We start from the raw sequence: 15,260 nt of genomic DNA on the forward strand, positions 1-15,260 counted from the left end.
GCGTTGTCGATGGGTGCGGACAAGGCGGTTCACGTCGAGGACGACGATCTGCACGGTACGGACGCGCTGGGTACGTCGTTGGTGCTGGCGAAGGCGGTCGAGGAGACCGGGTACGACCTGGTGATCTCGGGGATGGCGTCGACGGACGGGACGATGGGTGTGGTTCCGGCGCTGCTCGCGGAGCGGCTGGGTGTGCCGCAGGTGACGCTGTTGTCGCAGGTGTCGGTCGAGGGCGGTGTGGTGCGGGGCCGTCGTGACGGGGACAGTGCGTCGGAGGAGCTGGAGGCGTCGCTTCCGGCGGTGGTGTCGGTGACCGACCAGTCCGGTGAGGCCCGCTACCCGTCGTTCAAGGGGATCATGGCGGCGAAGAAGAAGCCGGTGAAGTCCCTGGACCTGGACGATCTGGGCATCGACGCGGACGAGGTGGGTCTGGCGGGTGCGTGGACCGCGGTGGACTCCGCGACGGAGCGTCCGGCCCGGACCGCGGGCACGATCGTGAAGGACGAGGGCGAGGGCGGCAAGCAGCTGGCCGAGTTCCTGGCCGGCCAGAAGTTCATCTAGTCCCTTTTGGTTCTTCCTCGTTTCGCTGATGTGCAGGAGTAGGTCTGATGGCTGAAGTTCTCGTCTTTGTCGATCACGTGGACGGTGCGGTCCGCAAGCCGACGCTGGAGCTGCTGACGCTCGCGCGGCGGATCGGTGACCCGGTCGCCGTCGCGGTCGGCGCGGGTGCGTCGGGTACGCCAGGTGTCCTCGCCGAGCACGGCGCGGTCAAGGTCCTGACGTCGGAGGCCGCCGAGTACGGCGACTACCTCGTCGTGCCAAAGGTGGACGCGCTCCAGGCCGCCCACGCGGCGGTGTCCCCGGCGGCGGTGCTGGTGTCGTCGTCGGCCGAGGGCAAGGAGATCGCGGCGCGGCTCGCGGTGCGGATCGGGTCGGGCATCATCACCGACGCGGTCGACGTGGAGGCCGGCGCCGAGGGTGTCGTGGCGACGCAGTCGGTGTTCGCCGCCTCGTTCACCACCAAGTCCCGGATCACGCACGGCACCCCGGTCATCACGGTGAAGCCGAACTCGGCCCCGGTCGAGCCGGTCGCCGGTGCGGGTGCGGTGGAGGATCTGGCGGTGGAGTTCTCCGCCGCCGCGACCGGTACGAAGGTGCTCTCGCGTACGCCGCGTGAGTCGACGGGCCGTCCGGAGCTGACGGAGGCCGCGATCGTGGTCTCCGGTGGCCGTGGCGTCAACGGCGCGGAGAACTTCGCGGTCATCGAGGCCCTCGCGGACTCGCTGGGGGCCGCGGTGGGCGCGTCGCGTGCGGCGGTGGACGCCGGCTGGTACCCGCACACCAACCAGGTCGGCCAGACCGGCAAGTCCGTCTCGCCGCAGCTCTACATCGCCTCGGGCATCTCCGGCGCGATCCAGCACCGGGCCGGGATGCAGACCTCGAAGACGATCGTCGCCGTCAACAAGGACGCTGAGGCCCCGATCTTCGACCTCGTGGACTACGGCGTCGTCGGCGACCTCTTCGACGTCGTCCCCCAGCTCACCGAGGAGATCAACACCCGCAAGGGCTGATATCCCCTCGACCACGCTGCCCGGCCGGGGCGGTGAGCGCGGACAACCCGCTCACCGCCCCGGCCGGTCGCGCGTCAGCCGAGCAGTGCCTCCACCAGGTCGGCGGCCCGCCGGGTGCCGCCCTCCGCCCGGGCGTCCTCGCGCAGCCGCGCCGAACGCCGGGCCACCTCGGGGTCGCCGACGAGCGCGGTGAGCGCTTCGCGCAGGGCCTGGGGGGTGGCGTCGTCGGTGTCGATGCGGCGGGCGACGCCCAGCTCGACCAGCTTGTCGGCGTTCATGAACTGGTCGACGCCCTGCGGCACGGCAATCATCGGCACCCCGCTGTACAGCCCCTCGGAGCTGCCGCCCATCCCGGCGTGCGTGACGAAGGCGTCCGCCTGCTGGAGGATGGCCAGCTGCGGCACCCACCGGTGCACCTCGACGTTGCCCGGCACGGTGCCGAGCTCCGCCAGGTCCGTCTGCTTGCCGACCTGGAGGACGACGTGCCAGCCGGGCAGGTCGCCGTAGGCCGCCAGGCAATTGCGGTAGAACTCCGGGCGGTTGGTGTACGCGGAGCCCAGCGAGACCAGCAGCACCTTCTCCGCCCCGGCGGGCCGGGTCCAGGTCCGCTCGTCGCCGCGCCCCGCGAAGCACGGCCCGACGAACGTGACGGTGTCCATGTCCACGTCGTCCGCGTGCGGCTGCATCGCGCGCGGGATCAGGGCGAGGGTGTTGTCCGGACGGCCGGTGAAGGCGTCCATGTCCAGCGTGGTCGCGCCGCACCCGGCCAGCCACTCGGTGAACCTCGCGCGGTACGCGTCGGCCCCCGGGAGCGTCCACAGCTGGGCCGCGACGTCCTTCTCGTAGCTCCGCCAGCCGACGAACGTCGGATAGAGCTGCATCAGGCGGCGGTTCTGGGACTCGGCCAGCACCCGGGCCGGGTACGCGCCGATGTCGTACAGATAGAGGTCGGCGGGGTCCTCGTCGTAGACGGCGCGCAGCTGCGGCAGGGCCTGGACGGCGTCGTCCAGGAAGAGGCCCATGGCGGCGATCGGGTCGTCGGGCCAGACGTTGTCACCGACCGGGAGCACGGAGTCGTACGGCACGAAGGCGGCGCCGGTGGCCTCGATGCGCTCGGCCATCACCGGGTCGTTGGCGTAGGTGACGCGGTGGCCGCGGGCCACCAGTTCGCGGATGACCTCGATGCTGGGCAGCACATGGCTCACGGCGGGGATGCCGATCATGGCGATGTGGGCACGGCGGGGCGACGGAGATGTCAAGGGGATCACTCGTTTCGGTTCTACGGCGGAGGTGGACACGGCAGAGCGTCGCGCCGCCACCCCGGCAAGGGCCGGTCGGTGGGCGCGTGGACGCGGTGTGCCGGACGGGTCGGGAGCAAGCCCCGTCCACGTCAGCCGTAGAGCTGCACGATGTTCATGCGGCGAGCCTAACCGCGGCCCGGTCCGCGCGCACGGGGTTTTCCGTGGGCGCGGACCGGGGCGGCGCGGGTGGCGGGTCAGGGCTGGAGGGGCATCGACCAGCAGTTGGAGAGGGCGCGCTTGCCCGCCAGGCGGTCGGTCATCCAGGAGATGGCGTCACCCTGGTCGGTAATGAGCGGGACCATGTGGTTGGTGAGGATCTTGTCACCGAGGTTGGGCAGGACGACGGCGTCGTAGGTGACGTCGCCGCCCTTGCGGCACCAGTCGACGGCGAGCTGACGCGCCTGGGCGTGCGGCACGATGTCGTCCTGGGTGCCGGTCGCCACGCGCACCGGTCCGGACGGCTTGAGGGTGCCGATGCGCTGCTTGTCGAGCGCCGCCTGCGCCTTGGGCTCGGCGGCGATGATCTCGCCGAGGGACTTGCCGGTGGTCGTCCACTTGGAGCTCTTCGCGAAGCCGAAGCCGAGGATCGCGTCTCCGACGCACATGGTCGAGGCGTCCTTCAGCGCGGCGCGCCCGGCGTCGTTGATGTTGGCCTCCACTACGTCCCGCAGATCCGCGTCGGCCTGCGCGAAGCCGTTGATCGACCAGGCGAGGGCCCCGGCCAGGGCGCTGCCGTCGATGCCCTTCATGGTCGCGGTCAGGTCGGCGGGCGGCGCCCCGGCGTAGGTGCCGGCGAGCTGGATCTCGGGGGCGTACGAGGGCTGGAGCTCGGCGGCGGACGCGCTGGCGCCGCCGCCCTGGCTGTAGCCGTACAGGCCCGTCCGGGACGTGGCCGTGAGCGAGGTGGCGGGCAGCTGGTGCGCGGCGCGGACCGCGTCGAGCAGCGCGTGGCCCTCGTCCACCCGGTTGACGTAGGTGTGCAGGCGGTCGGTGGTGCCGAGGCCCACGTAGTCGGTGACGACGACGGCGACTCCGGCGGACAGCAGCCGGTAGACGGAGAGGGTCTCGTAGCCGATCGACACGGACTCGGGGGTGACGCTCAGCGGGTGCTGGAGGGCCAGCGAGGGCGCGCACTGGTCGCCCTGGCCCATGGTGCCCGAGGCCAGCGCGACCAGTGGCCGGTCGCCGCCGCCCTTCCAGGCCGCCGAGGGCTCGATGTAGGCACCGGTCACCGCGGCCGGCTGCCCGTTGGAGTCGGTCGTGCGGTACATGAGGCGGGTGGCGGTGCCCGGCATCGGGCGGCCGTCCAGGCCCGGCAGGCTCAGGGCGAGCGGCAGGGGCTCGGTCCGGATCAGCGCCCCGTTGGCGGCGGGCAGCTGGGCGGGCGGGTCGTAGAAGGCGGGGATGGTCACGCCCCCGGAGACGACGGGTTCGGCGCCGTCCGTGGCGGACGCGGGCGCGGCGTACGCGGCCACGCAGGCCGCCGCGGTCACGGCGACGGCCGCGGCGCGGAGGGGACGGACGCGGTGGGGGGGAAGGGTGGAACGCGAACGGTCCTTGCGGCTCAAGGCTCACTCCTCGCTCTGCTCCGAAAGTACGGGTGAGCGCAAGCTAACAGCGACGCTTACCGCTGGTAACCCACCAGTAAGTTACGCATTGGTAACTGTCGTCGGCGGCCGAACTCTCCCTGCCCGGCGGCGGAGTTGCTTAAGGTGGGCCCGAGCTGATCATTCGCAGCACCTCCCGCACCCTGGAGTTGGCCATGTCCCGACCGGAGAACGACCCCACCGCCCCGCTCATCGACACCAGCAAGCCGCATCCCGCGCGGATGTACGACTGGTTCCTGGGCGGCAAGGACAACTACCCGGTGGACGAGGCCATGGGCCGTCAGATGCTGGCCGTCGAGCCGAACGTCCCGGTGATGGCGAAGATCAACCGCGCCTTCATGCACCGCGCGACGCGCTGGCTGTCCACCCAGGGCATCCGCCAGTTCCTCGACATCGGCACGGGCATACCCACCGAGCCCAACCTCCACCAGGTGGCCCAGGCGGCCGCACCCGAAACGCGCGTCGTCTACTGCGACAACGACCCGATCGTGCTGGCGCACGCCGAAGCGCTGCTCAAGGGCACCCCCGAGGGGGTCATCGACTACGTCCAGGCCGACGCGCGGAACGTCGACACCATCCTCGAACACGCGGGCAAGACGCTGGACTTCGGCAAGCCGGTCGCGCTGTCGATGATCGCGCTGCTCCACTTCGTGAGCGACGAGGACGGCGCGTACGAGCTGGTGCGCCGGCTCACCGACGTGCTCGCGCCCGGCAGTTACATGGTCATCTCGCAGATCACCGCCGACTTCCACCCGGAGGAGGCACGCGAGGTGGACAAGATGTACAAGGCCAACACCCTGACGCTGGCGCCGCGCACCCGCGACCAGTTCGCCTCGTTCTTCGACGGTCTGGAGATCGTGGAGCCCGGCATCGTCGCCGCCGAGGCATGGCACGCCGAGCTCGGCGAGCCGGTCCCCGGCACCGGCGAGGTCGTCACGCCCGGCTATGTCGCGGTCGGCCGCAAGCCGTAACGCACGGGCCTCATCCGCGGCAGCCCGGTGGCCGGTCGGCTGTCACCGGGCTGTGTGATGATGCGGGGGAAGACGGACCGGCGCGCGGGCCGGAGGGGCAGGGGGCGCAGCGTGGAAACGGGCGGGTCATCCATACCGGACGAGGAGTGGGAACGCTTCCTGCGGGAGGCCGAGGCCGGGACCCCCGGCGCCCCCGAGGAGCCGTCCGCCCGGGCCCGGATGGTGGCCCAGCGGCTGCGCGAGGAGACCGGTCCGCCCCCGGGATGGCGCACCCACCAGCCGCCCCGTCGGCGCGGCAGGGTCTGGTACGTGGTGGGCCTGGTGGTCGTCGTCGCGCTGCTCGTCGTGGCGCTGGTCCCGGGCCGGGCGGCCGGCTGGCTCGGCTTCCACGGCACGGACGGCTCCACGACGGCGACGCCCGGGCGGCCCACGCTGGACGACCCGTTCAAGGGGTCACCGGCGGAGCACTGGGCCGCCGGAACGGCCGGGATCACCATGCCCACGGCACGGGCGACCGGCTGGATGAGCGAGAAGCAGGTGTCCGACGCGCTCGACAGCAGCCTCGCCTTCCTCGCCGACACCGGCCTCGATCCTGCGGTGCTGCGCGGGGAACGGCCGGTGAAGGCCATCGCGGCCCTCAACCAGCAGCAGCCCGGCACCAAGGAATACCTGGCGAACGCCTTCGACGCCCCGACCCGGACGGACGACCCGCTGCTGCTGTTCAGCCGCTTCGACCCGTCGTACGCGCGCCTGGCCGGTGACGTGATCAAGACGCGGGGCGCGATCACCTACCGGGAGGGCGAGCGCGGCGCGGTCGAGGTCACCGCCGACGTCACCTTCGTCTACGCCGTCGTGCGGGCGTCCGGGGACAGCGACGAGGTCGCCCGGACGATCGCGCGCCGGGAGATCGTGATGAGCTGGGACGACCCGGACAAGGTGATCGGCGATCCGGGGACCTTCTCGCTGAAGTCGTACCGCCTGGACGCCGCCAACGGGGGCTGCGAGAACACCACCGGCTACTTCCGCCCCGATTTCGGGAAGGAGCCGGGGCCCTCGGACGACGCCACGGAGGTCGACCCGTACGAGCGGGGCACGTCGATGGACGAGCGCATGAAGGGCCGGGACGCGGCCGACTGCGACACGGCCACCCGCACCTGAACCCGGGGCCCTCGGCCCGGGGCGCGATACCCGGGCGGGGCGCACCCCCACGACGTACGCTTCCAGCGTGACGAGCAAACCCGACGCGGCGCAGAACCTGCGCGACCTCGCGCGGCTGCGCCGGGTCCGCGACCGGATCGACCGCGAGTACGCCCAGCCGCTGAACGTCGAGGCGCTGGCGCGCGGCGCGCACATGTCGGCGGGCCACCTCAGCCGCGAGTTCCGGAGGGCGTACGGGGAGTCCCCGTACGGCTACCTCATGACCCGGCGCATCGAGCGCGCGATGACGCTGCTGCGCCGGGGGGACATGAGCGTCACCGAGGTGTGCTTCGCGGTCGGCTGCTCCTCGCTCGGCACGTTCAGCACGCGCTTCACGGAGCTGGTCGGGATGCCGCCGAGCGTCTACCGGCAGGAGGCGGCGCAGGCGACCGAGGGCATGCCGTCCTGCGTGGCGAAACAGGTGACGCGGCCGGTCAGGAATCGAGAAGCCCCGCTGCCGGGGACGCCGCTAGCGTGAACGCGCGACGACGGGGCCGCGCGACCGCCCCGCCAATCCAGGGAGACACATGAGCAGGGCCGCAGCTACGCCGCACGCCGCCGACAGCCACGATCTGATCCGGGTGCACGGGGCACGCGTGAACAATCTCAAGGACGTCAGCATCGAGATCCCCAAGCGCCGGCTGACGGTGTTCACGGGCGTCTCCGGGTCCGGCAAGAGCTCGCTGGTGTTCAACACCATCGCCGCCGAGTCGCAGCGGCTGATCAACGAGACGTACAGCGCCTTCGTGCAGGGGTTCATGCCCACCCTGGCCCGGCCCGAGGTGGACGTCCTGGAGGGGCTGACCACGGCGATCATCGTGGACCAGCAGCGGATGGGCGGCGACACCCGCTCGACCGTGGGCACGGCGACCGACGCCAACGCCATGCTGCGCATCCTCTTCAGCCGCCTCGGCACCCCGCACATCGGCCCGCCCAGCGCGTACTCCTTCAACACCGCGTCGGTGAAGGCGAGCGGTGCGATCACCGTCGAGCGCGGCAACAAGAAGGCCGTGAAGGCGACCTTCAACCGGACCGGCGGCATGTGCACCGAGTGCGAGGGCCGGGGCACCGTGTCGGACATCGACCTCACCCAGCTCTACGACGACTCCAAGTCCCTGGCCGAGGGCGCGTTCACCATCCCCGGCTGGAAGTCCGACAGCTTCTGGACCGTCCGGGTCTACGCCGAGTCCGGCTTCCTGGACCCGGACAAGCCGATCGCGAAGTTCACCAAGAAGGAGATGCAGGACTTCCTGTACCGGGAGCCCACCAAGGTCAAGGTGGAGGGCGTCAACCTCACGTACGAGGGGCTGATCCCCAAGATCCAGAAGTCGTTCCTGTCCAAGGACAAGGACGCGCTCCAGCCGCACATCCGGGCCTTCGTGGAGCGCGCGGTCACCTTCACCACCTGTCCGGCCTGCGACGGCACCCGGCTCAGCGAGGGGGCCAGGTCCTCGAAGATCGCGGGCATCAGCATCGCGGACGCCTGCGCGATGCAGACCAGCGATCTGGCCGCCTGGATCCGCGACCTGGACGAGCCGTCGGTGGCCCCGCTGCTCACCGCGCTCGGGCAGACCCTCGACTCGTTCGTGGAGATCGGCCTCGGCTATCTGGCGCTCGACCGCCCCGCCGGCACGCTGTCCGGCGGCGAGGCGCAGCGCGTCAAGATGATCCGCCACCTCGGCTCCTCGCTGACCGACACCACGTACGTCTTCGACGAGCCGACCGCCGGGCTGCACCCGCACGACATCCAGCGGATGAACCGGCTGCTGCTGCGCCTGCGCGACAAGGGCAACACCGTTCTGGTGGTGGAGCACAAGCCGGAGACGATCGCGGTCGCCGACCACGTCGTGGACCTCGGCCCCGGCGCCGGTACGGCGGGCGGCACCGTCTGCTTCGAGGGCACCGTCGACGGGCTGCGCGCCTCGGACACCGTCACCGGGCGCCATTTCGACGACCGGTCCACGCTGAAGGCGGAGACCCGCGAGCCCACCGGTGCGCTGGAGGTGCGCGGGGCGTCCGCGAACAACCTGCGCGGCGTCGACGTGGACATCCCGCTCGGCGTGCTCACCGTCGTCACGGGCGTCGCCGGGTCCGGGAAGAGCTCGCTGATCCACGGCTCGGTGGCCGGACGGGACGGCGTGGTCACCGTCGACCAGAGCGCGATCCGCGGTTCGCGGCGCAGCAACCCGGCCACGTACACCGGGCTGCTCGACCCGGTCCGCAAGGCGTTCGCCAAGGCCAACGACGTGAAGCCGGGGCTGTTCAGCGCCAACTCGGAGGGCGCGTGCCCGACGTGCAACGGGGCGGGCGTCGTCTTCACGGACCTGGCGATGATGGCGGGTGTCGCCACGGTCTGCGAGGAGTGCGAGGGCAAGCGGTTCCAGGCGTCGGTGCTCGAATACCGCCTCGGCGAGCGGGACATCAGCGAGGTGCTGGCAATGTCGGTCGCCGAGGCCGAGCAGTTCTTCGGCTCCGGTGAGGCACGCACGCCGGCCGCGCACCGCGTCCTGGAACGGCTGGTGGACGTCGGGCTCGGCTATCTGAGCCTCGGCCAGCCGCTGACCACGCTCTCCGGCGGTGAGCGGCAGCGGCTGAAGCTCGCCACGCACATGGGCGAGAAGGGCGGGGTGTACGTGCTGGACGAGCCGACCACCGGACTGCACCTCGCGGACGTGGAGCAACTGCTCGGGCTGCTCGACCGGCTGGTGGACTCGGGCAAGTCCGTCGTCGTCATCGAGCACCACCAGGCCGTGATGGCGCATGCCGACTGGATCATCGACCTGGGCCCCGGCGCCGGTCACGACGGCGGCACGCTGGTCTTCGAGGGCACCCCCGCCGACCTGGTCGCCGCGCGCTCCACCCTGACCGGCGAGCACCTCGCGCAGTACGTGGGCGCCTGAGCGAACCCTCGCGCCCGCCCGGTCCCGGTGGCCGGGCGGGCTCTCCTCGTGGCTCTGCCTAGGATGCGGGGCATGACCGACCGTGTGCTCGAACTGTTGCGCAGCCGTCCCGACCTGGCGGAACTCGCCGCTTTCCCGTTCGACTTCGATGTGGAGCGAGCCCGTCACGTCGAGGCGGTTCACCTGGCGTCCGGGATGGAGCTGGAGCCGGTCGCGGGGGACGACACCGGGGGCACGTACTTCCTGTGCGGCGGTACGGCGGTGCTGTACGCCTCCTCCGAGGGCGACGCGGTCCTGATCGCCGACAGCGTCTCCGAGGCGCTGGAGATGCTGGTGCGGCTGCCCGGCTGGTGCGAGGGGCTGACCGCGGAGCTGGACGAGGAGGGGCTGCGGGCCGCCGTGCGTGCCGGGGACGCGGAGGCGCGCGAGGAGTTCGCACCCGAACTCGACGCCCAGCGGGCCGCGTTGATCGAGGGCCTGGGGCTGCCGGAGCGGCCGCTCACCGAACTCTTCGCCCTGACGGAGTCCGCCGCCCGGCGCACCGAGCCGGACCATCTGCTCCTCAACTCCGCGGAGCTGTGCGCCTACCGGCTGGACGAGGCGTACCGGATGTGCCTGCGGGACGTGGTCCTCGGGCCCGGCCGCGCGGCGCTGGGGCGCTTGCGTTCCGGGGAGGCGGGGGCGTGGGAGGCGGTGGACGCCGATCCGGTGCTGCGGGCGGGGGTGGTCCGGGCGGCCTGGGAGGACCGGCGCGAGGGCGATCTTCCCGTGCTGCGGGGGCTGTTGGAGCGGGAGGAGGCGGTGCGCGGTGACGGGCGGGAGGAGCGGCTGGTCGCGGCGGCGCTGGTGGCGGCGCACGGGCGGGACGAGGACGTGGCCCTGCTGCGGTCCGCCACGTCCGGGCGGGTCACCGATGCCGCGTCGGCCGTGGCGTGGGCGCGGGCCGAGGAGGGGAAGGGGCCGGACGCGTTCACCTGGGTGGAGCTGGCGCACCGTCAGGGGCTGCGCGCGCACGCCCGGGTGGAGCTGATCCGGATGCTGGACGGGACGGGGCCGGACGCGGACCGGCTACGGAGGCTGAGCCGGGCGCTGGAGGAGCTGGGTGAGTACGCGCAGGCGGTCCGCGCCCAGCGCAACCTGCTCTCGCTGCAGGACACGGACCGGGACCGCGCGGCGGAGGCGCACGTGCTGGCGCGGCTGGAGGCGGCACTGGAGGGGTGATCAGGTCAAGGCGGCGTGCCGTGAAGGTCATGTGCCGTTTCAGGATGGCCTGTTCACTGCGGCGCGACGGCGACGGCGCATCGTCGCCTTCGCTAATCGCACGCGGCTCCTCCCGGCTTCGATGGAGCCCGTCAGGCCGCTCACACCGGGGCCAAACAGACCCCTCGTAGCCTCACTTGACCGAATCCGACCACATTCGCGCACCTAACTGAACGCAAATTTTCGACGCTGCACGCATACGACGTTGTGCACTAGGCATAGGATCAAGCCGCGCAACGCGAGCCCCACCCGCCCCACCCGTCCCATTCGTAACTGTGCGCACGACGTACGAGCGTCCCTACCGACACCCCACAATCCGTTAACAGGTATCTGCGTGTCACCGATACTCAAGCCCGGTTCCGGCGACGGAGCCGCGCAGTGAAAATCAATCGCCGCCTCGTCCTGCTGGTCACCGCGCCCCTCACCGTCGCGGTCACGTTCTCGGCCCTGGCCCTGGCACCCGCCACCAACCAGGCGCTCCAGGCGAACCGGCTGGCCGACATGGTCGACGTCGCCGCCGGCGCAGCCGATTTAACTCACCAGTTGCAGCGTGAGCGCGCGGCCGCCACCGCGCTGGTCTCCGACCAAGGGGACTCGGCCGCCTTCCAGGCGAGCTCCGACGCGACCGACAAGAGCATCGCCGCCTTCAAGAGCCGCGCCCGCGGGCTCTCCGAGGTGCCCGGAAGCGCCCAGGAGTCCCTGGACCGCATCGACCGCTTCATCGACGAACTCCCCGCCCTGCGCGCCCAGGTGCGCTCGGGCAGCACCACGATCTCCGCGCTCGCCTTCGGCTACCGGATCGTCATCGCGGACCTCAACGGCTACCGCGACGGCATCGCGCAGGCCGACGGTGTCGACGCCGACATCGCCGACCGCATCCGCGCGGCCGCGGCGTTCTCCGAAGCCGCCGAACACACCGCGCAGCAGCAGATCACCGTCATGAGGGCGCAGGCCGCGGGTGGTTTCACCGCGGCGTCCCAGCGCACCTTCGACGCGAGCCGGCTCGGCTACACCGAGTCGACGAGCGTGATGTTCAGCCTCGGGCCGGGCGAGTGGCGGTCCTGGCTGGAGCGCACCCTCTCCGGACCGCGGGCCCTGGAGTCCCGCAAGCTGGAGGACCGGATCGCCCGTACGGACACCAGCAAGCCGATCGGCGTCACGCCCAAGGCGTGGCAGAAGGCGTCCGACGACCGGCAGACCCTGCTGCACCAGGTGGAGGAGCGGATCGACGAGTCCGTCGCCGCCACCGTCGACGCCGAGCGCACCAGGCTGCTGTGGACCGCCGGTGGCGAGGTCGCCCTCGTACTGCTGACCCTCGTCGGTGTCGTCCTCGTCGCCGTCCGCCTCGGCCGGGTCATGATCCGCCGGCTGCGCGACCTGCGCAACGCCGCGCACGAGGTGGCCCACACCCGGCTGCCCGCCGTCATGAGCGAGCTGTCCCAGCCCGGCGCGCTGAGCGGGGCCACGCCCGAGCAGGTCGCCGAACGCACCGGCAACCCCGTCGAGACCACGAGCGGGGACGAGATCGGTGAGGTCGGCGAGGCGTTCAACGCCGTCCACCACGAGGCCGTGCGCCTCGCGGCCGAACAGGCCCGGGTGCACGAGCAGTTCGCCGAGACCCTGGTCCGGGTCGCCCGCCGCGGCGCCCAGCTGACCAGCGTCATGGTGTCCGAGCTGGACACCGTGCAGCGCGACGAGGCCGACCCGGAGCGCATGAAGACGCTCTTCGCCCTCGACCACCTCGCGATCCGCATGGAGCGCAACACCAACAACCTGCTGGTGCTGGGCGGTTACGGCAACGCCCGGGTGCGCTCCGCAGACATCGGCTGCTCCACCGTCATCGTGGCGGCGGCCCAGCAGATCGAGCGCTTCGACCGGGTGTCCCTCGGCGCGATCGAGGCGGGCATCGGCATCGCCGCCCGCGCCGTGCACGACGTCGCGCACATGCTGGCGGAACTCCTCGACAACGCGACCCGCTTCTCCCCGCCGGACGCCCAGGTCGGGGTCGCCGTCTGGCGGCTCTGGGACCGGGCCGTCGTCCAGATCGTGGACGAGGGCGTGGGCATCTCGGCGGAACGCCGCGCCGTCCTCAACGCCGGGCTGCGCGAGCCGAAGGCGGGCATCGGGGACGTGCGGTCCATGGGCCTGCACGTGGTGGCGCGCCTCGCCGCCCGGCACGGCATCGTTGTCGAGCTGCGCGACTCCTCGGGCCCCGGCACCATCGCCGAGGTCACCCTCCCCAAGGAGGTGCTGGCCGAGGTGTCCGAGGAGCCGGCCCTGCCCACGGAGAACGGCTTCGAGTCGCCCCGTACGGTCGTCACCCGCCAGAAGAAGGACAACGTGCGCGGACGGGTCGGCCGCCCGGTCGGCGCGGGCGTCGGTGCCCGCGCGGACGCCCCGGCGGACCCGGGCACCCGCGAGGAGCACGAGGCCCCGTCCCGTACGGACGGCGACGCGCCCGCTCCGCACCCCGTGCACGACGAGCCGGCCTCGCGCATCGCGGGCGTCAGCGCCTCCGGCCTGCCGGTCCGCAAGCGCACCGCGCCCCAGCAGTGGCCCGCACGGGAGAAGCGGGCCGGTACCGAGCAGCGGTCCGGCGCCGGTGCGCCGCGGCCGACCCCCCGCCGCCGGGACTCCCGGCAGGTATCCGACGTCCTGGCGGCCTACGCCCAGGGCATCAGCCGGAGCACGAACCCCCGCGGGCGTCCCGCCAACAATGACGACACCGAACGGACCAAGAAATGACCTCACCCACCGACCTGAGCTGGATCCTGAGCGACTTCGCCGGACGCATCCCGGAGGTCACCCAGGCGATAGCCGTGTCCGTGGACGGACTCGCGCTCGCGTACACCGGCGTGGAGCGCGACGACGCCGACCGGCTGGCCGCCATCGCCTCCGGCGTCGTGAACCTGCTGTCCGCGGCCGCCCAGCTCACCGACACCGACCCGGTGGAGCACAGCCTCACCGCGATGGAGGGCGGCTACATGTTCTCCATGGCCGTCTCCAGCGGTGCCTCGCTGCTGGTCATGACCACCAGGGACGCGGACATCGGCGAGGTCAGCTACATGATGTCCGAGCTGATCAACCAGGTCGGTGACTCGTTGTCCCCCCAGGTCCGTTCCCCGCACACCTCCCCCACGCACTGACCCGGCCGTTCCCCCCACGGTCGTACCGACCCGTCCGCGGAGCCGACTCCGCGGTCGGGTCACACCGTTGTCCGACAACTCCCCGATGAGAGCACTCATGTTCTTCGACATACCCCGCCGCACCCGCCACCGCAGATTCGTCCGGCCCGTCGGTGCCGCCGCCCTCGCCCTCGGCCTGGCCGCCGTCACCGGGTGCAGCAGCGACAGCGGCTCCGGCGACGAGACCGTCAAGGTCGGCCTGGTCGCCTCGCTCTCCGGCACGTACAAGCCGGTCGGCACCGACCTGCGCGACGGCTTCCAGCTGTACCTGAAGACGCACGACAACAAGCTGGGCGGGCGCAAGGTCGAGCTCATCGTGGCCGACGAGGGCGACGGCCCGCCGACCGCCGTGCCGGCCGCCACCAAGCTGGTGAAGAAGGACAAGGTCGACGTGCTGACCGGCCTGGTCAGCGGTGGCTCGGTCAACGCGGTGCTGCCGCTGGTCGGCCAGGCCAAGATCCCCTTCCTCGGTTCCAACGCCCGTCCCGAGGTCAAGGACCCCGAGTACGTGTGGACGACGAGCTTCATGTCCGACGAGCCGGGCAAGGCCATCGCCCCGTACGTCAAGGAGAAGGTGGACGGCCCGGTCTACGCGATCGGACCGGACTACCAGGGCGGTTACGACGAACTGCGCGGCTTCACCGACGAGTTCAAGCGCATCGGCGGCAAGCTCGCCAACCCGGACGGCAAGACCAAGTGGACGCCGTTCCCGAAGACGACCAACTTCATGCCGTACTTCGCGGAGATCGCCAAGACCGACGCCAAGGCGGTCTACTGCTTCTACGCCGGCAAGGCCGCGATCGACTTCGCCAAGCAGTACGCGCAGTCCGACGTCGCCGACCTGCCGCTGTACACCGCCTTCGTCACCGAGGGCAGCGTGCTCCAGGCCGAGGGCCAGGCCGCCAAGGACATCTACTCCGTCCTCAACTACGCGCCCGACCTCGACAACGCGGCCAACCGCAAGTTCGCCTCCGACTGGACCGCCGAGCACGACACCCAGCCGACCACGTACGCCATGTCGTCCTACGACGCGGCCGCCGTGCTCGACAAGGCGATCGCGGACGCCGCGAAGAAGGGTGACGTGACGCCCCAGACGATCAACAAGGCCATCGCGAGCCTGGGCCAGATCGACAGCCCGCGCGGCAACTGGGAGTTCAGCGAGAAGGCGCACGCGCCGGTCCAGACGTGGTACCTGCGCCAGGTGCGCCCGGACGGCAACCAGCTGTCCAACGTCATGGTCCAGGACCTGGCGACGCTCGGCGGCTGAC

The 15,260-nt window shown here is 71.6% G+C and carries 12 protein-coding genes; 10 read left to right on the forward strand and 2 right to left on the reverse strand.

The window, feature by feature from the left end:
* Both AB0L33_RS23225 and AB0L33_RS23230 read left to right on the forward strand, forming a co-directional pair.
* The coding region (locus tag AB0L33_RS23225) for an electron transfer flavoprotein subunit beta/FixA family protein (RefSeq protein ID WP_365684331.1) at positions 1-561 on the forward strand (561 nt) is incomplete at its 5' end.
* Positions 562-608: 47 nt separating this feature from the next.
* Positions 609-1,571, forward strand: coding sequence for an electron transfer flavoprotein subunit alpha/FixB family protein (locus AB0L33_RS23230; protein WP_365684332.1), 963 nt, complete (start codon positions 609-611; stop codon positions 1,569-1,571).
* A gap of 74 nt (positions 1,572-1,645) precedes the next feature.
* Here AB0L33_RS23230 and AB0L33_RS23235 read toward each other — a convergent pair whose 3' ends face one another.
* Together AB0L33_RS23235 and AB0L33_RS23240 are read right to left on the reverse strand one after the other, a co-directional pair.
* Positions 1,646-2,794: a macrolide family glycosyltransferase gene (locus tag AB0L33_RS23235; RefSeq protein ID WP_365684645.1), complete on the reverse strand. Its 1,149-nt coding sequence runs from the start codon at positions 2,792-2,794 to the stop codon at positions 1,646-1,648.
* Positions 2,795-3,066: 272 nt separating this feature from the next.
* Positions 3,067-4,440 carry a lipase family protein gene (locus AB0L33_RS23240; protein ID WP_365684333.1) on the reverse strand — a complete coding sequence of 458 codons (1,374 nt, stop codon included), beginning with the start codon at positions 4,438-4,440 and terminating at the stop codon, positions 3,067-3,069.
* 194 nt (positions 4,441-4,634) lie between these two features.
* Between AB0L33_RS23240 and AB0L33_RS23245 the strand changes: the two genes are divergently transcribed.
* From AB0L33_RS23245 to AB0L33_RS23280, 8 genes are all read left to right on the forward strand, one after another.
* The gene (locus AB0L33_RS23245) at positions 4,635-5,450 is read left to right on the forward strand and encodes an SAM-dependent methyltransferase (protein WP_365684335.1); all 816 of its coding nucleotides are present in this window, start codon (positions 4,635-4,637) and stop codon (positions 5,448-5,450) included.
* A 111-nt stretch (positions 5,451-5,561) separates the two neighbouring features.
* The gene (locus tag AB0L33_RS23250; protein WP_365684337.1) at positions 5,562-6,608 is read left to right on the forward strand and encodes a hypothetical protein; all 1,047 of its coding nucleotides are present in this window, start codon (positions 5,562-5,564) and stop codon (positions 6,606-6,608) included.
* Positions 6,609-6,675: 67 nt separating this feature from the next.
* Positions 6,676-7,125, forward strand: a complete 450-nt coding sequence (locus tag AB0L33_RS23255; protein ID WP_365684339.1) for a helix-turn-helix transcriptional regulator — start codon at positions 6,676-6,678, stop codon at positions 7,123-7,125.
* 49 nt (positions 7,126-7,174) lie between these two features.
* The gene (locus AB0L33_RS23260; RefSeq protein ID WP_365684341.1) at positions 7,175-9,547 is read left to right on the forward strand and encodes an excinuclease ABC subunit UvrA; all 2,373 of its coding nucleotides are present in this window, start codon (positions 7,175-7,177) and stop codon (positions 9,545-9,547) included.
* Between the two features lie 72 nt (positions 9,548-9,619).
* Entirely contained in the window at positions 9,620-10,768 is a 1,149-nt protein-coding gene (locus AB0L33_RS23265; RefSeq protein WP_365684343.1) for a hypothetical protein, read from the forward strand.
* A gap of 417 nt (positions 10,769-11,185) precedes the next feature.
* Positions 11,186-13,552, forward strand: coding sequence for a nitrate- and nitrite sensing domain-containing protein (locus AB0L33_RS23270; protein ID WP_365684345.1), 2,367 nt, complete (start codon positions 11,186-11,188; stop codon positions 13,550-13,552).
* The gene (locus AB0L33_RS23275) at positions 13,549-13,953 is read left to right on the forward strand and encodes a roadblock/LC7 domain-containing protein (RefSeq protein WP_361024805.1); all 405 of its coding nucleotides are present in this window, start codon (positions 13,549-13,551) and stop codon (positions 13,951-13,953) included. The genes AB0L33_RS23270 and AB0L33_RS23275 overlap by 4 nt, the downstream gene beginning before the upstream one ends.
* Positions 13,954-14,050: 97 nt before the next feature.
* A complete protein-coding gene (locus AB0L33_RS23280; RefSeq protein WP_365684647.1) occupies positions 14,051-15,259 on the forward strand; it encodes an ABC transporter substrate-binding protein in 1,209 nt (402 codons plus the stop codon).
* The last annotated feature ends 1 nt before the right edge of the window (position 15,260 follow it).

Source organism: Streptomyces sp. NPDC052299 (assembly GCF_040679335.1).
Classification (GTDB): domain Bacteria; phylum Actinomycetota; class Actinomycetes; order Streptomycetales; family Streptomycetaceae; genus Streptomyces.

What these genes read in the sequence shown, in the direction of transcription:
- AB0L33_RS23280 (WP_365684647.1), top strand. Translation starts at nt 14,051, where the DNA reads ATGTTCTTCGACATACCCCGCCGCACCCGCCACCGCAGATTCGTCCGG.
- AB0L33_RS23260 (WP_365684341.1), top strand. Translation starts at nt 7,175, where the DNA reads ATGAGCAGGGCCGCAGCTACGCCGCACGCCGCCGACAGCCACGATCTG.
- AB0L33_RS23230 (WP_365684332.1), top strand. Translation starts at nt 609, where the DNA reads ATGGCTGAAGTTCTCGTCTTTGTCGATCACGTGGACGGTGCGGTCCGC.
- AB0L33_RS23265 (WP_365684343.1), top strand. Translation starts at nt 9,620, where the DNA reads ATGACCGACCGTGTGCTCGAACTGTTGCGCAGCCGTCCCGACCTGGCG.
- AB0L33_RS23245 (WP_365684335.1), top strand. Translation starts at nt 4,635, where the DNA reads ATGTCCCGACCGGAGAACGACCCCACCGCCCCGCTCATCGACACCAGC.
- AB0L33_RS23235 (WP_365684645.1), bottom strand. Translation starts at nt 2,794, where the DNA reads ATGATCGGCATCCCCGCCGTGAGCCATGTGCTGCCCAGCATCGAGGTC.
- AB0L33_RS23275 (WP_361024805.1), top strand. Translation starts at nt 13,549, where the DNA reads ATGACCTCACCCACCGACCTGAGCTGGATCCTGAGCGACTTCGCCGGA.